Here is a 21,012-nt window from a genome sequence, read left to right on the forward strand (position 1 = left end):
TTCCGTTGGAACTCGTCGGATTATTTTCCTTTAGGAGCCCCGGTGCTGTCCCGCAGAAACTCCTGGCGCCGCCGATCAGGCGCGGCGCTCACCTCGCTCGCCCTGCTCACCGGCGGTGGCGCGCTCGCCGCCGTCACCCTGGCCGCCGCTCCCCCCGCGCTGGCCCTGGACAACGGTCTGGCCCTCACCCCGCAGATGGGGTTCAACAACTGGAACTCCACCCACTGCCGGGCCGAGTTCAACGAGTCGATGGTCGAAGGCATCGCCGACCTCTTCGTCAGCAAGGGCCTCAAGGACGCCGGCTACCAGTACGTCAACCTGGACGACTGCTGGGCCCTCCCCCAGCGCGACGCCGCCGGCAACCTGGTGCCGGACCCGGTGCGCTTCCCGCACGGGATCAAGGCCGTGGCCGACTACGTGCACGGCAAGGGCCTCAAGTTCGGCCTCTACTCCAGCGCCGGGACGATGACCTGCGACGAGCAGGGCTTCCCCGGCGGCCTCGGCCACGAGCAGCAGGACGCCAACCTGTGGGCCTCCTGGGGCGTGGACTACCTCAAGTACGACAACTGCAACAACCAGGGGCTGAACGCCCAGCAGCGCTACAAGACGATGCGCGACGCGCTGGCCGCCACCGGCCGCCCGATCCTGTTCTCGATCTGCGAGTGGGGTGCCAACTCCCCGTGGCAGTGGGCGCAGCCGGTCGGCAACTCCTGGCGCACCACGGGCGACATCAGCGACAACTGGCTGAGCATGATCAACATCGCCCACCAGAACGAGGGCCTCGCCCCGTACTCGCACATCGGTGCCTGGAACGACCCGGACATGCTGGAGGTCGGCAACGGCGGCATGACCGGCACCGAGTACCGCACCCACTTCAGCCTCTGGGCCGAGATGAACGCCCCGCTGCTGATCGGCAGCGACCTGCGCAGCGCGAGCGCCGAGACGCTGGCGATCCTCACCAACAAGGACGTCATCGCGGTCGACCAGGACCCGCTGGGCCGCCAGGGCACGGTCGTCCCGTCCGCCGCCGGCACCACCGTGATGACCAAGCCGCTGGCCGACGGCAGCCGGGCCGTCACCCTCACCAACGAGGGCTCGTACACGACCAGCATCACCGCCACCGTGGCCTCGCTCGGCATCGGCGGCGCCAAGCAGTACGCCACCAAGGACCTCTGGTCCAAGAAGACCGGCTCGGTCAAGGACCAGGTCAGCGCGTCCGTGCCCGGGCACGGCACGGTGATGCTGCGGGTCACCCCGAACAGCCCGGTGCCGCCGCCGGACGGCATGAGCCGGCTGAGCGACCTGCAGTGGCTCTCCGCCGACAACGGCTGGGGCCCGGCCGAGCGCGACCGCAGCAACGGTGACATCGCCCTGGGCGACGGCCGGACGATGGCCATCCGCGGCACCCAGTACAGCAAGGGCCTGGGCGTGCACGCCCCGAGCGACATCACCTACAACCTGGCCGGCCGGTGCCGGGACCTGGTCGCGACCGTGGGGGTGGACGACGAGGCGTACGGCAACGGCTCGGTGGACTTCAAGGTCTACAAGGACGACGTCCTGGTCGCCGACAGCGGTGTGGTGACCGGCAAGGACGCCGCCAAGCAGCTCAAGGCGGACCTGACCGGCGGCCAGAAGCTGCGCCTGGTGGTCACCGACGGCGGCGACGGCACCAGCTGGGACCACGCGGACTGGGCCGACCCCCGGGTCGCCTGCGGCCCCGGCCCCGCCGCCGGTGTGCACGCGGTCAGCGACCTCACCTGGTCGAACGCCTCCAACGGCTGGGGCCCGGTGGAGAAGGACATGAGCAACGGCGAGCAGGCCCAGGGTGACGGCGGCCCGATCACCGTCAAGGGCGTCAAGTACGCCAAGGGCCTGGGCACCAACTCCTACAGCGAGGTGACCTACTACCTCGGCGGCAGCTGCAGCACCGTGAGCACCGACGTGGGCGTGGACGACGAGGCCGGCCCGCTGGGCTCGGTCACCTTCGAGATCTGGAAGGACGGGACGAAGGTCGCCGACAGCGGTCTGCTCCGCACCGGCGACGCCGCCAAGCACCTGACCGGTGACGTGACCGGCGGCGACGAGCTGCGCCTGGTCGTCACCGACGGCGGCAACGGCAGCAACTCGGACCACGGAGACTGGGCGGCCCCGCAGCTCACCTGCAGCTGACTCCTCGGAGCCCGCCCGAGCGGGCCGCCGACCATCCCCCCGGTCGGCGGCCCGCTCAACCCTCCTTACGGGCCGCCAGGCCCGCCGACCACTTCTGCTCGACCTTGCCGAACTTCCAGAAGGCAAGCGCGCCGCCCCAGGTCAGCACGAACAGGCCCACGATCGCGTAGCCGACCAGGTTGAGGTCGAGCCCGGCGATCCAGCCGATCGGGCCGGTGGTGATCTCCAGCTTCTCGCCGAGCAGGCCGACCAGCTCGATCACGCCGATCACCAGCGCGACCAGCACCGAGAGCCCGGTCACGGTCAGGTTGTAGTAGATCTTGCGGACGGGCTTGGAGAAGGCCCACTCGTAGGCGAAGTTCATGAACGAGCCGTCGATGGTGTCCAGCAGGCTCATTCCGGCCGCGAACAGCACCGGCAGCACGAGCAGCGCGTACCAGGGCAGCGAGAAGGCCGCCGCGCCGCCGGCCAGCACCAGCAGCGAGACCTCGGTGGCGGTGTCGAAGCCGAGGCCGAAGAGCAGGCCGACCAGGTACATGTGCCAGGGCTTGGTGACGGCCCGGGTGGCCCGGCCCAGGATGCGGTTGAGCAGGCCGCGCTTGTCGAGCTGGCGCTCCAGCTCGGCCTCGTCGAACTCGCCCTCGCGCATCTTGCGGAAGACCCTGAGGATGCCGTTGAAGGCGCCCAGGTTGATCAGGCCGATCAGCACCAGGAAGGTGCCCGAGACGCTGACCCCGATCAGGCCGGTGGTCCGGTGCAGCGAGGAGTCGTCGGACTCGACCTGCCCGGCCAGCGAGCGCACGCCGAAGGCGAGCAGCGCGCACAGGGCGAAGACGATCGAGGAGTGGCCGAGGGAGAACCAGAAGCCCACCGAGAGCGGGCGCTTGCCCTGGCCCATCAGCTTGCGGGTGGTGTTGTCGATGGCCGCGATGTGGTCGGCGTCGAAGGCGTGCCGCATGCCCAGCGTGTAGGCGGTCAGGCCCATGCCCGCGCCGAAGACCTGGCCGCCGACCTGGTAGTGCCTGGGCGCGATGACCGCCAGCAGGGTGAACCAGCCGATCACGTGCAGGGCGAGCACGAAGCCGCCCATCCCGGCGAGGCGGATCCACTCCTCCCGGGTGAGCCGGTCGCGCAGGCGGGCTGGGGCGGCGGGCATGGGGTGTCCTCTCGGCGGGGCAGGCGGCCGGGTCGGGCAGCTGGGCTGGGCCATCCTTCCCTCCCCAGGGGTGTAGTTGCAAGTTGTTTGCAACTACGAGCCCCCGGCGCACAGGGGAGCCGGGCGCCGCGCCCGGGCGGGCGGCTGACCGCGGATCAGTACCTTTCGCGCGCTAAGGTCCGTATTCGTCCGACTTTTCCGCGTGCCCAGCCGACCGCCGGGAGCCGTCGTGCCGAACCCGTACGCCACCACCCGCGAAGACGTCCGCATCCCGCTCACGGACGGCACCGAGCTGTCCGCCCGGATCTGGCGGCCGGTCGGCGCGGAGCCGGTGCCCGCCCTGCTCGAGTACCTGCCGTACCGGCTCAGCGACTGGACCGCGCCGTGCGACGCCCAGCGCCACCCCTGGTACGCGGCGCACGGCTACGCCTCCGTCCGGGTGGACATCCGCGGGCACGGGAACTCCGGCGGGCTGCCCGGGGACGAGTACTCGGCGCAGGAGCTGGCCGACGGGGTCGAGGTGGTCGAGTGGCTGGCGGCGCAGCCGTGGTGCACCGGCAGGGTCGGCATGTTCGGCCTCGCCTGGGGCGGCAGCAACAGCCTGCAGATCGCGGCACTGGCCCCCGAGCCGCTCAAGGCCGTGGTCACCGTCTGCGGCACCGACGACCGCTACGACAACGACGGGCGCTACTTCGGCGGCTCGCTGCTGGCGGCCGGCCTGCCCGCCCGGTCGGCCACCCTGCTGGCCTTCACCGCCCGCCCGCCGGACCCGAAGTACGTCGGCGACGACTGGCGGCGGATGTGGCTGGAGCGGCTGGCGGCGATCACCCCGCTCGTCCACCCCTGGCTCACCCACCGGACCAGGGACGGCTACTGGCGCCGCGGCAGCGTCCGCGAGGACTACGGCGCGGTCGAGGCGGCCGTGCTGGCCGTCGGCGGCTGGGCCGACCCGTACCGGGACACCGTGCTGCGGCTGGTCGAGCACCTGAAGGCCCCGGTGCGCGGGATCATCGGCCCCTGGTCGCACCAGTACCCCGACCGGGGGCTGCCGCCCGGCCCCGCGATCGGCTTCCTGCAGGAGAGCCTGCGCTGGTGGGACCACTGGCTCAAGGGCGTCGACACCGGGGTCATGGCCGAGCCCGCGCTGCGCAGCTGGATGAACGAGTCCGTGCCGCCCGCCACCGCCTACGCCAACCGGCCCGGCCGCTGGATCGGCGACGAGTCCTGGCCCTCGCCGGACGTGCGGCCGGTGCACTACGGCCTGGACGACGCGCTGCGCACGGCGGGCACGGCGGAGCGGTTCGTGCCGGTCCGCTCGCCCCAGCACACCGGGATCGACGCCGGGCCGTTCGTCCCGTCCGGCAACGCGGCCGACCTGCCGCCGGACCAGCGGGAGGAGGACGGGCGCTCGGTCTGCTTCGACTCGACCCCGCTGCCCGAGCGGGTGGAGCTCCTCGGCCGGGCGGGGGTGCGGCTGCGGGTGCGGTGCGACGCGCGGCGCGGGCAGGTGGCGGCGCGGCTGTGCGACGTCGCGCCGGACGGCTCCTCGACGCTGGTCACCCGGGGCGTGCTCGACCTCTCGGCCCGGCACGGGCGTCAGGAGGCGGTGGAGTGGGAGCCCGGGGCGGTCGAGGACGTGGAGTTCGAGCTGGTGGGCATCGCGCACGCGTTCCCGCCCGGGCACCGGCTGCGGCTGGCGCTCTCCTCCGCGTACTGGCCCTGGGTCTGGCCCCGGCCCGGCACCACCGGCTTCGAACTCGACCCGGGCCACAGCGCGTTGACCCTGCCGGTGCGGCACCTCGCGGCCGACGCGGGCAATCCGCCGGTCAGCTTCGAACCGCCCGAGCAGGCCCCCGCCCTGGACGTCCGGCAGACCGAACCGCTCACCGCCCGGCCCGAGCGGCTGGTCCACCACGACCTCGCGGCCGGCAGCTGGCGCCTGGAGGTCGCCCCCGACCACGGCGGCTCCCGGATCCTCCCCGACGGCCTGGTGCTCGACGAGCAGACCCTGGAGTCCTACGAGATCACCGCCGACGACCCACTGACCGCCCGCACCCGCTCGGACCGCACGATCCGCCTGCAGCGCCCCGACCTCGGCTGGGACACCACCGTCATCACCCGCTCCGAGATCACCGCCTCCGCCACCCACTTCACCACCCGCGACCACCTGACCGCCCTGGAGGCGGGCTCGGTGGTCTTCGAACGCGAGTGGGAGCAGCGCGTGCCGCGAACGTCCTAGCCTGCGCTGAAGGTGCGCCGCAGGTGGGCCTCGAGCCGGCCGGGGGCGGTCAGGGGGAGGCGGGCGCCGAGGTACCAGTCCGGACGGACGAGGAAGGCCTCGCCGTCCTGAGCGTCGTAGGCCGCCCGGAACGCTCCGGTGGCGTCGTGCACGACCGGCAGATCGAGGCCCTCGGCCGGCGCGCCCGGGCCGAGCACGGCGTAGGCGTCGAGGAGGCCGCGCGCCGCCGACCGGGCCGTCTCGGCCATGGCCCGGAGGTCCGCCACGGGTGTGGCGGTGCCCGCGTACAGCAGGAGGGTGTGGCGCGGGCTGCGCAGCAGGTCGAACAGCCGCAGCGGGTAGGCCGCCAGGGGCCGCAGCAGCCCGCCGCAGTCCGGGGCGCGGTCCCCCGGCGCCGGGGTACGGGCGGCCTGGTCCGTCAGCGGGCCGCCGCGGTAGTCCAGCAGCAACTGGGCCTCGCGGAGCAGCAGGGTGGCCGGGTCCTCGGGGTCGGCCGCCATTCCGTCCCGGGCGTGCCGGACCGTCCGGCCGACGACCTCCTCGCCGACCGGGTGACGCTCGGCGTGGTAGCTGTCGAGCAGGGTGTCGGCAGCGGCGCCGCGCACCACCAGGGCCAGCTTCCAGGCCAGGTTGAAGGCGTCCTGCACTCCGGTGTTCATGCCCTGCGCGCCGGTCGGCGGGTGGATGTGGGCCGCGTCGCCGGCGAGCAGGACCCGGCCCTCGCGGTAGCGATCGGCCAGCCGGTGGCTGATCCGGAAGAGCGAGGACCACCGCAGGGTGTCGGCCGTGGTGGGCTGCGGGGAGAGCCGGTCGAGCACGGTCTGGATGTGGTGCAGCTCGGGCTCGTGCCCGCCCTCCATGCCGTGCTCGATCCCGTCGCCGGACGAGGCAGCGGCCAGCTCGGGCGGCACGAGCATGGACATCCGGTACCGCTTCCGGCCCGGCAGCGGGACGCAGACCAGGAAGTCGTCGGCGCTGCCGTCGGCCCCGCGGTGGGTCGACCTGATCGCGTAACCCTCCGGGAGGTCCCAGTCGACCTGCACGTCCCCCAGCATGAACTGCTCGGGGAAGGCGTCGCCCTCGAACCCGATCCCGACCGCCTTGCGGACCCGGCTGTGTGCGCCGTCGCAGCCCACCACGTACCGGGCCAGCACCTCCTCGGTGCCCCCCGGCGTCGCCAGGGTGACCCGCACGTGGCCGTCCGACTGGGCCAGCTGCAGCAGCTCGGTGCCGCGCTCGACCCGGGTGCCGTACCCGGCGAGGTGGTCGGCCAGCAGGCGTTCCGTCGTGTACTGGGGCAGGCCGGCGAACCGGTACGGCACCTCGGGCGGCAGCACCAGCTCGGTCCGGGGGCCGGGCTCGCCGTTCACGAAGGCCAGCTCGCCGAGCGTCGGCACGGCCTCGTCCAGCACCTCCCGCACCAGGCCCATGGCGTCCCAGACCTCCAGCGTCCGGGGCTGGATACCGACGGCCTTGGCGTACGGCTGCGGAGTCGGCAGCCGGTCGACGATCCGGCAGTCCACGCCGTGCCGGCGCAGTTCGGCGGCCGCGGTCAGCCCGACCGGGCCGGCTCCGACGACCAGGACTTCGGTGTCACCCATAACCGCTCCCGAGACCTTCCGACGACCCCTCTCCAGGCTGCCCCGCCCGCCCCCCTTCCGGCCACTCGGCCCGGCCCCTTCACCCAGCGGCCCCGCTCCGGTGGGCTCCGGCTCACCGTGGATTCACCGGGCCGGGTAGGCGACCGAACAGCCCTGCCCGCGCCAGCCCGGAGGCTTCTGATGCCCGCCGAACCCGGCACTCCCCGCCCCGCCCGCCGCGCCGTGCTCACCGCCGGCGCCGCCACCGCCCTCGGCCTGGCCGCCACCGGCCGGGCCTCGGCTGCCGAGCCGGACCGTACCGTCACGCTCAGCGGCCATCTCCCGGCCGGCGCACCGGACTTCGTCTAGCTCCCGGTCGAAGTCCCACCAGGTGTACGGGAGATCGCCGTCGCGTACAGCTACGACCGGCCCGCCGTGCCGCCCGGCACTCCGGGCAACTCCTGCGACATCGGCATTTTCGACCAGCGCGGCACCGGCCTCGGCGGCGCGGGCTTCCGCGGCTGGTCCGACGGCTTCCGCACCGAGTTCAGCCTCTCGCGCTCGGCCGCCACCCCCGGCTACCTGCCCGGCCCGGTCGAGCCGGGCATCTGGCACATCGTGCTCGGTCCGTACCAGGTGGCGCCGCAGGGGCTGGACTACCAGGTGCAGGTGACCCTCCGGTTCGGCGAGCCGGGGCCGGAGTTCACCCCGCACTACCCGCCGGAGCGGGCCGAGGGCCGGGGCCGGGCCTGGTACCGGGGGGACTGCCACCTGCACACCGTGTACTCCGACGGGCGGCGGCTGCCCGAGGAGGTCGCGGCGGGCGCCCGCGCGGCGGGGCTCGACTTCATCGTCTCCACCGATCACAACACCAGTTCCTCGCACGGTGTTTGGGGCCCGCTGGCCGGGCCTGACCTGCTGATCGTCACCGGCGAGGAGATCACCACCCGCAACGGCCACTGGCTGGCCCTCGGCCTGCCCCCGGGCGAGTTCGTCGACTGGCGCTACCGCTCGCGCGACGAGGCCTTCCCGCGCTTCGCCCGCCAGGTGCGCCGCTCCGGCGGCCTGGTGGTGCCCGCGCATCCGTACTGCCCGTACGTGGCCTGCCAGTGGAAGTTCGGCTACGAGCAGGCGGACGCCGTCGAGGTGTGGAACGGCCCCTGGACGTACGACGACGAGTCGGCGGTGGACACCTGGGACGGCCGCCTCGCCGTCGCGCTGCGCGAGGGCAGGCCCTGGCTGCCGGCCATGGGCAACAGCGACGCGCACAGCGCCCCGCAGCCGATCGGCTCCCCGCACAACGTGGTGCTGGCCGAGGACCTGAGCCGCGCCGCCGTGCTGGAGGGGCTGCGCGCGGGCCGCAGCTGGCTCGCCGAATCCGCCTCCGTACGGCTGGAGTTCACCGCCACCGGGCACGGCCGCCAGGCCGGGATCGGCGAGCAACTGACCGTGCCCGGCGACGCACCGGTGGACGTCCGGCTGACCGTCTCCGGCGTCCCCTCGGGCACCGTCCGCCTCCTCACCGACGAAGGCCAGCTGCACCAGGAGTCGCTCCCCGCCACCGGCTCCGGCACCGTCACCTGGCGCACCACCGCCTCGCTCGCCGCCTACGTCCGGGCGGAGGTCCGCCACCCGAAGGCCGACGGCACCCCCGGCAAGGGCAACTCGATCACCACCGACCTGCCCTGGGGGCCGATGGCCGCGATGACCAACCCGATCCTGCTGCGAAACACCGACCGCTGAGATCCGATAAACGCCAATTGCCGTCCGGCACTGGGCCGAACGCAAGCCCCGGCTCGCCCTGGCCCGCCCCGCGAACCGTGGACCCTGCTGCTCCGGCCCGCCTGACCGCGCCTCAGACCACCGCCACCAGGCCGCACTCGTAGGCGAGGATCACCAGCTGGACCCGGTCACGGGCGTCCAGCTTGGCGAGCAGCCGGGTGATGTAGGTCTTCACGGTGGCGATGCTGAGGACCAGTTCAGCGGCAAGCTCGGTGTTGGAGAGCCCCCGGCCGACCAGGGTGAGGATCTCGCGCTCCCGGTCGGTCAGCACGGCCAGCCGGCCGGAGTCCGCCCTGCGCGTGGCTTCGGGGCGGGCGGCGAAGTCGGCGATCAGGCGGCGGGTCACGCCGGGGGCGATCAGGCCGTCCCCGGCGGCGACCACCCGGACCGCGGCCAGGATGTCGTCCAGCGCCATGTCCTTGACCAGGAAGCCCGAGGCCCCGGCCCGCAGCGCGCCGTAGACGTACCGGTCCTCGTCGAAGGTGGTGAGCACCAGGACCCTGGTCCCCCCGGCCCCCTCGGTGACCGCCCTGGTCGCCTCGATCCCGTCCATCCCCGGCATCCGGATGTCCATCACCACCACGTCCGGCCGCAGTTCCTCGACCAGCCGGACGGCCTCCGCCCCAGTGCCCGCCTCACCGACCACCTCGACGTCCTCGGTCGCGGAGATCACCATCTCCAGCGCCGCCCGCACCAACGGCTGGTCGTCGGCCAGCACCACCCGCACGGTCATCGCACTCCCTCCACCACGGGCAGCCGCGCGGCCACCCGGAACCCGCCGCCCGCGCGCGGGCCCGCCTCGAACTCCCCGTGCAGCAGCGCGACCCGCTCCCGCAGCCCGGTCAGCCCGTAGCCGGGCTCCCCCGTGCCCCGGCCGCGCCCCCGGTCGGTGACCTCCAGCGCCAGGGCGCCCCCGGTCAGCTGCTCGACCCGCACCCGGCAGTGCGTCACCCCGGCGTGCCGCACCACGTTCGCCAGCGACTCCTGCACGATCCGGAAGGCCGCCAGCTCCGTCTCCGGCGCCAGGGTGCCCGGCTCGCCGACCCGGTGCAGGTCGACCCGGACCCCGGCCGCCGTGGTCTCGGCGGCCAGCCGCTCCAGCTCCGCCAGCCCCGGCCCGGCCTCGGCCTCGCGCAGGGCGCCCAGCAGTCGCCGCACCCCGGCCAGCGTCTCCCGCCCGGCGGTCTCGATCGCGCCCAGCGCCTGCTCGGCCCGCTCCGGGCGGGTGGCGATCACCCGCCGGGCCGCCCCGGCCTGCAGCGCGATCACGCCCATGCTGTGCGCGACGGTGTCGTGCATCTCCCGGGCGATCCGCAGCCGTTCGGCGGTGACGGCCTGCGCGGCCAGCTGGGCGCCGAGCGCGGCGGTGTGCTCCCGGGCCTGCCGCACCGAGCGCCCCACCAGCCAGGCGATCACGGCGCCCAGCGCCCCCTCGTCGGAGACCCCGAGGCGCGGCAGACCGCTGGTCAGCCGGTACGGCCCGACGGTGAACACCGTCGCCGGGCCCTGGCCATCGATCACGGTGGTCAGGCCGAAGGTGTTGCCGGTGGTCATGCCCAGGTGCAGCACCAGCGGGAGCAGCACCAGCAGCAGCGCGGCCCGGGCGGTGCGGTGCGGCCCGGCGGCCGTCACCGCGCACAGCGCCACGTCCACGGCCAGCAGCGAGGTCAGCGGCAGTTGCACCCCGGCGCTGGTCGCGTCGGTCACCGCGAAGGTGGCGACCAGCAGCAGGGCGAGCGCGAGCAGCGGGCGGCGGCGCAGCAGGGCGGCACCGGCGAAGGCAAGGGCCGTGGCGGCGGCCAGGAAGCCCGGGTCGGGGTGCCCGTGGCCGCCGACCGCGAGCGACGGGGAGGCGACCGCCAGACACCAGGCCGCCGCCACCCACCCGCCGGGGTGCAGGCGGCGCAGCAGCGGCAGGGCGGGGGTGGTGGACATGCGGTGATCGTAACCGGCACCGTCCGCGCCGGGCATCGGACCAGGGTTGTACAACCTGGGCGTGACGCACTGTCAGTGCTGGTCGGATGTGGTGCCGGGGGTGCTCCGGCCACTGTTGAGCCATGATCGAAGTCACCGACCTGACCAAGCGGTACGGCCGCACCACCGCCGTCGACCGCCTCAGCTTCACCGTCCGCCCCGGGCAGGTGACGGGCTTCCTGGGTCCGAACGGCGCGGGCAAGTCCACCACCCTGCGGCTGATCCTCGGCCTGAACGCCCCCACCAGTGGTACCGCGACCATCCACGGCCGATCGTTCCGCAGCCTCCCCCGCGGACTGCGGGAGGTCGGCGCGCTGCTCGACGCGGGCGACGTGCACGGCGGCCGCAGCGGCCGGTCCCACCTGCTGGCGCTGGCCCGCAGCAACGCGATCCCCTCTGCGCGGGTCGACGAAGTGCTGGCCGAAGTCGGCCTCACCGGTGCGGCCCGGCGCCGGATCGGCGAGTACTCGCTCGGGATGAAGCAGCGGCTGGGCATCGCCGGGGCACTCCTCGGCGATCCGCCCGTCCTGCTCTTCGACGAGCCGCTGAACGGGCTGGACCCGGAGGGCGTGCGCTGGGTGCGCGGACTGCTGCGCAAGCTGGCCGCCGAGGGGCGCACCGTGCTGCTCTCCAGTCACCTGATGAGCGAGATGGAGCACACCGCCGACCAGCTGGTGGTGATCGGCCGGGGCCGGCTGCTCGCGGCCGGGAGCCTGGCCGAACTCACCGCCCGGACGGGCTCCCTGGAGCAGACCTTCCTCGACCTGACCGCCGACGCCGCCGACCACCGCACCATCGCCGACCACCGTGCAGGAGACCTCCGATGACCCCGCGATTCCACCACCTGCTGGCCGCCGAGTGGACGAAGTTCTGGTCCCTGCGCTCGATCCGCTGGGTGCTCGGCGTGAGCGTCCTGGCCATGCTGGCGGTCAACCTGCGGTCGGCGCAGTACGTGTACGCCGGCTACCGCCCCGGCGACACCTTCCACCCCCAGAACGCCTTCGACACCGCCTTCACCCTGGTCGGTGCCGACCTGCTGCTGCTGGTCACGGCCAGCGTCGGCGCGATGGTGTCGGTCAGCGAGTACGCGACCGGCCTGCTGCGCACCACCTTCGTCGCGGTGCCGCACCGCCGGGCGGTGCTGACCGCCAAGGCCGCCGTGGTCACGGGGGTCATGACGGGGTACGGCCTGCTGATCTCGGGGCTCTCCTTCTGGCTGACCCAGGCGCTGCTCGCCGGACGGCACATAGGCCTGTCCGTCACCGCTCCGGGCGCGGTGCGGTTCATCGCGGCAACCGCCCTGTTCGCACCGGTCTGCGCCCTGGTCGGCCTCTGCCTGGGCGTCCTGCTGCGGCACGGCGCCGCGACCGTGGTGGCGGGGGTGCTGGTGCTCTTCATGCTGCCCTCGCTCTGCACCGACACCCACGCCTGGACGGCCGCCGTCAAGCACGCCATGCCGTTCAACGCCTGGCGCTTCCTCACCCAGATCGACGTCACCAACCAGCTGCCCTCCCCGCACCCGGCCAGCATCCTCCTCTCCTGGGCCGCCTACCTCGGCTGGGCCCTGGCCGCGACCGTGACCGCCGTGGTGGTGGCCGACCGGCGGGATCTGTGACCTGGCCAGGCCGCTAAGGTCATGATCGACACGAGCCGGTCGACGGGGGACGAGGGCGATGGACGCGATCATTTTCAACGTCACAACTGCGGCACTGATGGTGCTGATGTTCAAGGCGGGCATGGCCCTGCTGGGCGAGCAGACGCTGCGCCGGCGCAGCGTGCCGTGGGCCGCCGTGGCGCTGACCGGCCTCGCGGCCGGTGCGGTGGTGCTGCAGCTGTGCTGGTCCGGTGCGATGGCGGCGCTGGACGCGGACCCGTCCAAGCACGGCTGGTGGCGGGTCCTGACCTCCGTCTTCATGCAGAACGGCGGCATCGGCGGCGGCGCCTGGAACCTCGCCACCCTGGCCGCCATGGCGGCCTTCGCCGAGTGGTTCTGGGGCGGGCCGCTGATGCTCGGCCTGTTCCTCACCGGCATCCTGCTGCCCGAGCGGATCGACGCGCTGTTCGGCGAGGCCTCCCGCAGCACCGACCCGCGCAACTTCGCGGGCAGCTCGGGCGCCACCTACTTCCTCGGCGCCACCCTGGCCGCCGCCCTGCTGCTCCACGGCGGACACGACGGCAAGGGCAGCCGCCAGGAGCAGCTGCTCGCCCTCGGGGTGCCGGTGTTCGGCCTGGTCCTCTGGTTCGCCCAGTCCAACGGGCACGGCTTGGTCGCCGCGTACGGCTTCGCGGTCGGCGCCCTGGCCTGGTTCGCCTTCCGCCGCCTGCGCCCCGCTCTCGCCTGAGCACACCGGCCGAGCCGGTGGCCGGGCGTCCAATTCGGTCAACTACGATCGGCGGATGCCCAGTCTGACCGGAGTACCGCTGCAGATCATCGCCGCCGTCGTGGCGGTGGCCGTCTTCGCCGCCACCATGTGGCTCTGGCCCAAGCTGGCCGGGAAGGGCTGGCGCAGCTGGCTGGGCCGGCTCGGCGCGTTCCTGGCCGCGCAGGTGGCGGTGCTGGTGGCGATGGGCCTGGTCGCCAACTCGTACTTCGGGTTCTACACCACCTGGAGCGACCTGCTGGGCACCGACGGCGGGCCCGGCACGGTGGTCGACCACCAGCCGGGCAAGGCGATCTCGCTCACCGGCGAGCAGAAGATGTACTCCGCCCAGGGCTCGGCCAAGGACCGCTCCGGGGTGATCCAGAACGTCACCATCAAAGGAGCGGGCTCGGGCCTGAGCAGCCAGGCGTACGTCTACCTGCCGCCGCAGTACTTCCAGCCGGCCTACGCCGCGCATAAGTTCCCGATGGCCCTGGTGCTGGCCGGGTACCCGGGCTCGGCGGAGAAGCTGATCTCGCTGATGGCCTACCCGGCCTCCACCCTGCAGGCGATCACGGCCGGGCAGCTGCCGCCGACGATCCTGGTGATGATGCGCACCACCCCGGCCGGCGGCAACCGCGACACCGAGTGCATGGACATCCCGGACGGCCCCAAGGTGGAGACCTACTTCACCGAGGACCTGCCCAAGGCGATGACGGCCGGCTACCGGGTCAGCGACCAGCCGCAGTCCCGCGCGGTGATCGGCAACTCCACCGGCGGGTACTGCGCGCTCAAGTTCGCCCTGCGCAAGCCGGACGCCTACCGCGCGGCCGTCTCCCTCTCGGGCTACTACACCGCCCCGATCGACCCGACCACCGGTGACCTGTTCGCGGGCGACGCCAAGCTCAAGCAGCAGAACGACCTGCTCTGGCGCCTGCACACCCAGCCCGCCGCGCCGGTCTCGCTGCTGCTCGCCACCAGCCCGAACGAGGACGACTACGAGGGCACCCAGAAGATGATCGGCGCCTTCAAGGCCCCGACCCAGCTCTCGACCATCACCCTGGACAGCGGCGGCCACAACTTCCACACCTGGACCAGGGAGATCCCCCCGGCCCTGGAGTGGCTCGGCAAGCGCCTCACCCCGCCGCAGGCCTGATCCCCGTTGGACGCGATAGCGGCGTTCTCCAAGCTGGTCCCGGTGGCGCTGGCCTTCGGCTGCGGGGTGGTGCTGGCCCGCCGCAAGGTCGTCCCCGCCGAGAGCTCCAAGGCCTTCGCCGACTACGCCTTCCTCTTCGCGGTGCCCTGCTACCTCTTCGGCAGCATCTACCGCAGCGACCTCGGCACCCTCTTCGACTGGCGGGCGATCGGCGGCTACGCGACCGCCGCCGCCTGCGCCGCCCTGCTGATCGGCCTGGTCGCCCGGGCTACCGGCACCCGGGACCCGCGCGGCATCGCGCTGCGGGTGATGGCGGGGGTGCAGGTCAACACGGCGTACTTCGCGGTGCCGGTCTTCGTCATGCTGTTCGGCGACGCGGCGCCGATCTTCCCCGTGCTGCTGTTCCAGGTCTGCGTCCTCTCGCTGACCATCATCGCCACCATGGAGCTCGGCCGGCCGGGCCAGGGCGGCCCCGTCCGGCGGCTGGCCCGGGCGCTCGGCGCCTCGCTGCTCACCCCGCTGGTGCTGGCCTGCAACGCCGGGATCCTGCTCAACCTGCTCGCCGTGCCCGTCCCCAAGGCCGTCCTGGACAGCCTCTCCTTCGTCGGCGACAGCGCCTCCCCCGTCGCCCTGTTCGCCCTCGGCCTGCACCTGGGCGGCGCCGGCCTGTCGCTGCGCGGCACCACCCGCCAGGAGCTGTGGCTGATCGGCTTCAAGTGCGCGCTCTTCCCGCTGCTCGCCTGGGCCGTCTGCCACTACGCCTTCGGCGTGCACGGCCCCTGGCTCACCTACCTGGTGCTGATCGCCGCGATGCCCGCCCCGCAGAACCTCTTCGTCTTCGCCCAGCGGTACGGGGTCGGGGTCGACCTCTCGGCGGCGCTGGTGGTCAAGAGCTCGCTCGGCGCGCTGCTCCTGCTGCCGTTCTGGGTCCAATGGGCCGCTTCGCACTGATTTAGAGGCCGCTTCCAGGCCCGTCTCATGGGTTTCTCAGCGCTGCGCCCGAGCGTACTCCCATGACCACGACCAGTGCCGTACCTCCGACCAGCGACCCGTGGCCCGAAGCCGCGAACTACCCGCCGCCGGAGCCGCCGGCCCGGGACAGGGGTCTCTATCCGCCCGTCAGCCCGGCTCCCGCCTCCCCCGGCGGTCGGCGCACCCTCCCCGCCCGCGCCTGGCGCGGCCGCCCGGAGGACTCGCGCTGGGTCCGCCCGGCCTTCCTCGCCCTGCTCGCCGCCACCGGCCTGCTCTACTTCTGGAACCTCGCCGCCTCCGGGTGGTCCAACGCCTTCTACTCCGCCGCCGTGCAGGCGGGCACCCGCAGCTGGGAGGCCTTCTTCTACGGCTCCTCGGACGCCGCCAACTTCATCACGGTGGACAAGCCGCCGATGTCGCTCTGGCCGATGGAGCTGGCCGCCCGGGTCTTCGGGCTGAACTCCTGGACGGTGCTCGGGCCGGAGGCCCTGATGGGCGTGGCCACCGTGGGCGTGGTCTACGCGACGGTGCGCCGCCGCTTCTCCGCCCTCGCCGGGCTGCTCGCGGGCGCGGTGCTCGCGCTCACCCCGGTCGCGGCGCTGATGTTCCGCTTCAACAACCCCGACGCGCTGCTCGTGCTGCTGATGGCGCTGGCCGCGTACGGGCTGGTGCGCGCCGTCGAGACGGCGTCCACCCGCTGGCTGCTCTTCGTCGGCGTGATGTTCGGCTTCGGCTTCCTCACCAAGACCCTGCAGGCCGTGCTGATCCTGCCCGCTTTCGCCGTGATCTACCTGGTGGTCGCCCCGACCGGGCTCGGGCGCCGGGTGCGCCAGGTGCTGCTGGGCGGACTGGCCGCACTGGTCTCGGCCGGCTGGTGGGTCGCCACCGTCGAGCTCGTGCCCGCGAACTCCCGGCCGTACATCGGCGGTTCGCAGGACAACGACTTCCTCTCCGTCACCTTCGGCTACAACGGCTTCGGGCGGATCACCGGCAACGAGACCGGCTCGGTCGGCGGCGGTATGCGCCCCGGCGGCGGTGGCGGCGGGAGCATGTGGGGTTCGACCGGCGCGGGCCGGCTCTTCGGCACCGACATCGGCGGCCAGATCGCCTGGCTGCTGCCGGCCGCGCTCGCCCTGCTCGTCCTCGGCCTCTGGGCCACCCGGCGCTACGCCCGCACCGACACGGCCCGCGCGGCCTTCCTGGTCTGGGGCGGCACGCTGCTCTCCACCGCGGTGACCTTCAGCTTCATGTCCGGCATCTTCCACCAGTACTACACGGTGGCCCTCGCCCCCTCGATCGCCGCCCTGGTGGGCATGGGCGTGGACGGCCTCTGGCGGGCCCGGCACCGGCTCCCGTACGCGGCGGTCCTGGCCGTGGTGGTCGGCGGCACCGCCGTCTGGGCGTACGTGCTGCTCGGGCGCAGCTCCGGTTTCCAGTCCTGGCTGCGCGGGGCGGTGCTGGTCGGCGGGCTCGCGGCGGCGGGTGCGCTGCTGCTCGCCTCCCGGGCGAGCGGCGCACTGGCCCGCCGGGTCGCCACCGTCGGCGGCCTGCTCGCCCTGGCCGCCGGCCTCGGCGGGCCCGCCGCCTACGCGGTCGACACCGCGGCCACCGCGCACACCGGCTCCATTCCGACCGCCGGGCCCCGGGTCGCGGGCGGCCACGGCTTCGGCGGCCCCGGCGGCCCCGGCGGCTTCGCCGGCGGGCAGGGCGGCACCAAGGGCGGGCGCTTCCGGGGCGGCACCTTCCCCGGCGGCGCCCCGGGCGGCGGCTTCCCGGGCGGCGCCGCTCAGCTCCCGCCCGGCCTCCGCAACCTCGGTGGCGAGCGCGGCGGCTCCGGCGGCGGCTTCGGCGGCCCGGGCGGCGGCATGGGCGGCCTGCTCGACGGCGCCAAGGTCAGCTCCGAACTCGCCGACCTGCTCAAGCAGGACGCGGGCAAGTACACCTGGGTCGCCGCGGCCGTCGGCTCGCAGAACCAGGCCAGCTACCAACTCGCCACCGGTGAACCGGTGATGGCCCTGGGCGGCTTCAACGGCACCGACCCCTCCCTCACCCTCGACCAGTTCAAGACCTACGTCCAGCAGGGCCGCGTCCACTACTTCATCGGCGGTGGCGGCTTCGGCGGCGGACGCGGTGGCAGCAACTCCTCGTCGGAGTCGGAGCAGATCGCCACCTGGGTCTCCGCCCACTTCACCGCCAAGACCGTCGGCTCGGCCACCGTCTACGACCTGACGGCCCCGGCCTCCTGACCCCGCCTCAACGACGACGGGCCGCCTCCCGCTCGGGGAGGCGGCCCTCCGCTATGCGCACTGCTGCAGCATCGCCTGCTTGTCGGCGGGCGTGACCGGCAGCTGGTACTTCAACGAGACCTGCGCGAACCGCACCGCGTACGAGCAGCGCACCGCCTGGTTCGCCGGCAGCCAGCCGGCCGGGCCGGAGTCGCCCTTCGAGGCGTTCTGACTGCCGTCGGCCGGGATGAGGTTCAGCGGATCGTTGGCGATCTGCATCCGCTTGGCCTTGTCCCACTTCGCCGCGCCCATCTGCCAGTCGTACGAGAGCGGCATGACGTGGTCGATCTGGATCTTCGTGGCCTGCTGCTTGGTCCACTGCACGTTCTTGCCGGTGTACGGGTCGTAGATCGTCATCCCGGTGACGATGCAGCTCGAACCGTCCTTGTGCTCGACCGACCTGCCGTCCCGCGCCAGCAGGTCGTCCCGGGTGTCGCAGTTGTTGTGCGCCAGCGGCACCCCGTCCGCCGCGTCCGTCCAGGCCGGCCCGAACTGGTCCCGGTCGTACCCCGTCCTCGGCCCGGCCTCGGCGGTCCTCACCTTCGCGATCAGCTCCCGCCCGGCCTTCCGGTCGGCCCCCGAAGTCAGCGGCGCCAGTCCCGGCTTCATCCCGTCCGGATTCTCCAACGGGCTGGTCCCCACCCCCACCTGACCAGGAACCACCGCATCCTGCGAAGGCTTGCCACTGCTGCACCCCGCCACCAGCACCAGAGCAGCCAGACCCAGCACAACACCACACCGACGACCCACGAATTCCCCAACGACGCTCGGACGGACCGCGCCCCACCCCACCACTCCCCCTCACACCGGGTCAACTCACCACAACGGGGACACCCCGAATCGTTTCGCCCCCCGGAAAATCCCGTGCAGCCGGCGACGGCCCGCAGGTAGCCTCTCGCTGTCGTCCGGTTCTGTCGCACCCCCAGGAAGGTTCTTCTCCTGCATGCCTCTCTCCTCCCTACCAGCTGCCTAGCTGGGTCGACTCGCCAGTTGGTAATCCGCTCCGGAGCGGCGGCCGCGCGCCGCAGCAGGGGCGGGGCCCGCGTCGGTACTTCCGGCGCGCCCTGATCCGACTGGTCGATCGACAGCCGTGAGAGAGAAGGTCCCGACATGACCGCCACCATCGCCACCGTCGCGCTCGGCAGTGCCGCCGCCCTGCCCGGCCTGGTCTACGTAGCCAGGCAGCTCGAGAGCACCGTTCCGGCAGTGACGTCACTGATCAAGACCCTGATCGACGCCCGCCGGGAAATCGCCGACCACTACGCCCGCGCCACCACCCCGAAGCCGGCCGACCACCACGAGCCCGCCGTCTGACGCACCGCCATCAGGGGCCCGGTCGGCGGTCGGCAGCCAGGAAGCTGCTGACCGCCTTCCGGAATCCGGCCGGGTCCTCCACCCAGGGCAGGTGACCGGCGTGAGCCAGTGCCACCCGGGACACGTCGGGAAGCGCCCGCTCCAGCGAGTCCACCGACCAGCGCGGGCGAGTGTCCTCGACGCCGTCCACGACGAGGACCGGCACCTTCAAGGCCTCGCACCTCGCGCGCACCCCCGCGCCACCCCACGCCCGGGTCTCGGCGTTGATGGCCGCGTTGCACTCGAAGTTGACCCCGAACCAGGGGGTGGCCATGCGCTCGGCGTGTGCCATCGCCTGGCCCGGCTCCACGAAGTCCGTCGACCACTGCAGCACGCAGAGCTCGCGGTCCTCCTCCGCCGTCCGCTCACTGTCCTTGAGCTGCGCCCACCTGCCGAGTCGGTCGCCCAGCCGTTCCCGGATCCTCCGCTCGTGCTCCTCGCGCCACGTCGCCCTCGGCTCGATACCGGTGCCCGAGACGTAGACGACGCCGCTCACCCGCTCCGGGAACCTCAGCGCGTACTCCAGCGCCAGCTGAGCGCCCCAGGAGTGACCGAGCAGGGTGGTACGGGCCAGGCCGAAGTGGGACAGGACCGCATCCAGATCCGCCAACGACCGCTCGACGGAGTACGGCCCGCACCGCTGCGACCGCCCGGCTCCCCGCTGGTCCCAGCGGTACACGGCGAAGCCGTCGACGAGCAGCTCCGCCACGTCGTCGAGGGTGTCCCAGAGACCGGGGCCGCCATGGCAGAAGACGACCGGCTCGCCATCGCCCGCCCGGTCCGCCCAGAGTCGCACGCCGTCGTCCGCCACCACTTCACCCATGACACCCAGTCTGGCAACGACGGCCCCGCAGCCGCGCGGAAATTCGGATGCCGGAGCCGGAGGTGTCTCCCTACCCTCGGCACCGTGAACGACGAACCCGCCCTCCTCAACGTCATCGACCTGGAAGCCACCTGCTGGGACGGCCGGCCCCCGCCCGGCTCGGTCAACGAGATCATCGAGATCGGCCTCACCGTGGTGGACCTGACGGCCCGGCAGCGACTGTCGCGGCACCGCATCCTGGTCCGCCCGTCCCGGTCCACCGTGAGTGGGTTCTGCACCGAACTGACCGGCCTGACCCAGGCCGAGGTCGCCAGGGGTGTCACCTTCGCCGAGGCCTGCCGGCTCCTCACCGAGGAGTTCGCGGCCGCGACCCGCCCCTGGGCCAGCTGGGGCGAGTACGACCGCCGCCAGTTCGCCCGGCAGAGCCAGGCCGACGGCGTGGCCTACCCGTTCGGGTACCCGGCCGAGCGCGGCCACACCAACGCCAAGGCCGTCTTCACCGAGGCCTACGGACTGCGTCGCAAGCCCGGCATGGCCCAGGCCCTCCAGATCGCCGGCCTCCCCCTCGAAGGCCGCCACCACCGGGGCGAGGACGACGCCTGGAACATCGCCGCCCTCGTCCTCGACCTGCTCGGCCGCGACGCCTGGCCGGACGGCCAGGGCCTGCCCGGCCCCAGCTGAACATGCGAGCCGACACGTTCGGGTTCGCCGGCGATGCGCGGTGGCCGTCTACAGCGCGAGACGCACGATGACCTCGCCGTTGCCGTCCAGGTCTCCGGTAGGCACGAACCCCAGCCGCCGGTAGAAACCTGCCGGCCCGCCGGCCAGCGGCACGTAGCTGGTCAACAGCTCGGCAGCGCCCTCGGCTCGGACGAGGTGCGCGACCTGCCGTACCACCTCGGCACCGTAGCCTCGGCCCTGATGTCGCCGGTCGACGAGGAGCTTCCACAGGAACCACGGTCCGATGACGTCCGGCGGCTGCGGCTCCACGTTCCAACTCAGCATCACGAACCCGACCAGCTCGTCATCGGCGTAGACAGCCCGGTACCACGGTCGCGCGTGCGGATACTGCCTGTTGACCGAACTAACTACGTCGTTTTCGCAGGTCAGTGACCTTATGAGGGCTCCTCCGTTAGCCCGTTCGTGAACTCATCTGAAGCGCT

The 21,012-nt window shown here is 73.0% G+C and carries 17 protein-coding genes and 1 pseudogene; 11 read left to right on the forward strand and 7 right to left on the reverse strand.

The window, feature by feature from the left end:
- Window positions 1-42: 42 nt before the first annotated feature.
- Complete coding sequence (locus ABT095_RS04880; protein WP_350527843.1) at window positions 43-2,169, forward strand: NPCBM/NEW2 domain-containing protein; 2,127 nt, start codon at window positions 43-45, stop codon at window positions 2,167-2,169.
- A gap of 55 nt (window positions 2,170-2,224) precedes the next feature.
- Here ABT095_RS04880 and nicT read toward each other — a convergent pair whose 3' ends face one another.
- Window positions 2,225-3,325 (reverse strand): Nickel transporter NicT, encoded by a 1,101-nt coding sequence (gene nicT / locus ABT095_RS04885; protein WP_350527844.1) that lies wholly within the window; start codon window positions 3,323-3,325, stop codon window positions 2,225-2,227.
- Between the two features lie 229 nt (window positions 3,326-3,554).
- Between nicT and ABT095_RS04890 the strand changes: the two genes are divergently transcribed.
- Window positions 3,555-5,564 (forward strand): CocE/NonD family hydrolase, encoded by a 2,010-nt coding sequence (locus ABT095_RS04890; protein ID WP_350527845.1) that lies wholly within the window; start codon window positions 3,555-3,557, stop codon window positions 5,562-5,564.
- Here the strand turns inward: ABT095_RS04890 and ABT095_RS04895 are convergent.
- On the reverse strand, window positions 5,561-7,165 hold the full coding sequence (locus ABT095_RS04895) for an FAD-dependent monooxygenase (protein WP_350527846.1): 1,605 nt from the start codon (window positions 7,163-7,165) through the stop codon (window positions 5,561-5,563). The genes ABT095_RS04890 and ABT095_RS04895 overlap by 4 nt on opposite strands.
- A 180-nt stretch (window positions 7,166-7,345) precedes the next feature.
- Here ABT095_RS04895 and ABT095_RS04900 point away from each other — a divergent pair.
- Window positions 7,346-8,887 (forward strand): annotated as a pseudogene (locus tag ABT095_RS04900) (CehA/McbA family metallohydrolase).
- A gap of 112 nt (window positions 8,888-8,999) precedes the next feature.
- On the opposite strand, the gene ABT095_RS04905 reads toward ABT095_RS04900, so the two are convergent.
- Together ABT095_RS04905 and ABT095_RS04910 are read right to left on the reverse strand one after the other, a co-directional pair.
- Window positions 9,000-9,659 carry a response regulator gene (locus ABT095_RS04905; protein WP_350527847.1) on the reverse strand — a complete coding sequence of 220 codons (660 nt, stop codon included), beginning with the start codon at window positions 9,657-9,659 and terminating at the stop codon, window positions 9,000-9,002.
- A complete protein-coding gene (locus ABT095_RS04910; RefSeq protein ID WP_350527848.1) occupies window positions 9,656-10,861 on the reverse strand; it encodes a sensor histidine kinase in 1,206 nt (401 codons plus the stop codon). The genes ABT095_RS04905 and ABT095_RS04910 overlap by 4 nt, the downstream gene beginning before the upstream one ends.
- A gap of 122 nt (window positions 10,862-10,983) precedes the next feature.
- Between ABT095_RS04910 and ABT095_RS04915 the strand changes: the two genes are divergently transcribed.
- The 6 genes from ABT095_RS04915 (at window position 10,984) to ABT095_RS04940 (ending at window position 17,634) form a co-directional block, all read left to right on the forward strand.
- Entirely contained in the window at window positions 10,984-11,727 is a 744-nt protein-coding gene (locus tag ABT095_RS04915) for an ABC transporter ATP-binding protein (protein ID WP_350527849.1), read from the forward strand.
- Complete coding sequence (locus ABT095_RS04920) at window positions 11,724-12,515, forward strand: ABC transporter permease (protein WP_350527850.1); 792 nt, start codon at window positions 11,724-11,726, stop codon at window positions 12,513-12,515. Before ABT095_RS04915 ends, ABT095_RS04920 begins: the two co-directional genes overlap by 4 nt.
- 58 nt (window positions 12,516-12,573) lie before the next feature.
- Window positions 12,574-13,242: a hypothetical protein gene (locus ABT095_RS04925; protein WP_350527851.1), complete on the forward strand. Its 669-nt coding sequence runs from the start codon at window positions 12,574-12,576 to the stop codon at window positions 13,240-13,242.
- Window positions 13,243-13,297: 55 nt separating this feature from the next.
- Entirely contained in the window at window positions 13,298-14,416 is a 1,119-nt protein-coding gene (locus ABT095_RS04930) for an alpha/beta hydrolase (RefSeq protein WP_350527852.1), read from the forward strand.
- 6 nt (window positions 14,417-14,422) lie between these two features.
- Window positions 14,423-15,367, forward strand: coding sequence for an AEC family transporter (locus ABT095_RS04935; RefSeq protein WP_350527853.1), 945 nt, complete (start codon window positions 14,423-14,425; stop codon window positions 15,365-15,367).
- 62 nt (window positions 15,368-15,429) lie between these two features.
- Entirely contained in the window at window positions 15,430-17,634 is a 2,205-nt protein-coding gene (locus tag ABT095_RS04940; protein WP_350527854.1) for an ArnT family glycosyltransferase, read from the forward strand.
- 51 nt (window positions 17,635-17,685) lie between these two features.
- On the opposite strand, the gene ABT095_RS04945 is transcribed toward ABT095_RS04940, so the two are convergent.
- Complete coding sequence (locus tag ABT095_RS04945; RefSeq protein ID WP_350527870.1) at window positions 17,686-18,378, reverse strand: HNH endonuclease family protein; 693 nt, start codon at window positions 18,376-18,378, stop codon at window positions 17,686-17,688.
- Window positions 18,379-18,783: 405 nt separating this feature from the next.
- Between ABT095_RS04945 and ABT095_RS04950 the strand changes: the two genes are divergently transcribed.
- Window positions 18,784-18,987, forward strand: coding sequence for a hypothetical protein (locus tag ABT095_RS04950; protein WP_350527855.1), 204 nt, complete (start codon window positions 18,784-18,786; stop codon window positions 18,985-18,987).
- Window positions 18,988-18,997: 10 nt separating this feature from the next.
- Here the strand turns inward: ABT095_RS04950 and ABT095_RS04955 are convergent, their stop codons facing one another.
- On the reverse strand, window positions 18,998-19,849 hold the full coding sequence (locus tag ABT095_RS04955) for an alpha/beta fold hydrolase (RefSeq protein ID WP_350527856.1): 852 nt from the start codon (window positions 19,847-19,849) through the stop codon (window positions 18,998-19,000).
- Between the two features lie 84 nt (window positions 19,850-19,933).
- On the opposite strand from ABT095_RS04955, the gene ABT095_RS04960 reads away from it, so the two are divergent.
- A complete protein-coding gene (locus tag ABT095_RS04960; protein WP_350527857.1) occupies window positions 19,934-20,530 on the forward strand; it encodes a 3'-5' exonuclease in 597 nt (198 codons plus the stop codon).
- Between the two features lie 48 nt (window positions 20,531-20,578).
- Here ABT095_RS04960 and ABT095_RS04965 read toward each other — a convergent pair whose 3' ends face one another.
- A complete protein-coding gene (locus ABT095_RS04965; protein ID WP_350527871.1) occupies window positions 20,579-20,968 on the reverse strand; it encodes a GNAT family N-acetyltransferase in 390 nt (129 codons plus the stop codon).
- Window positions 20,969-21,012 lie beyond the last annotated feature (44 nt).

The sequence above is a fragment of the Kitasatospora sp. NPDC002227 genome (assembly GCF_040296285.1).
GTDB lineage: Bacteria > Actinomycetota > Actinomycetes > Streptomycetales > Streptomycetaceae > Kitasatospora.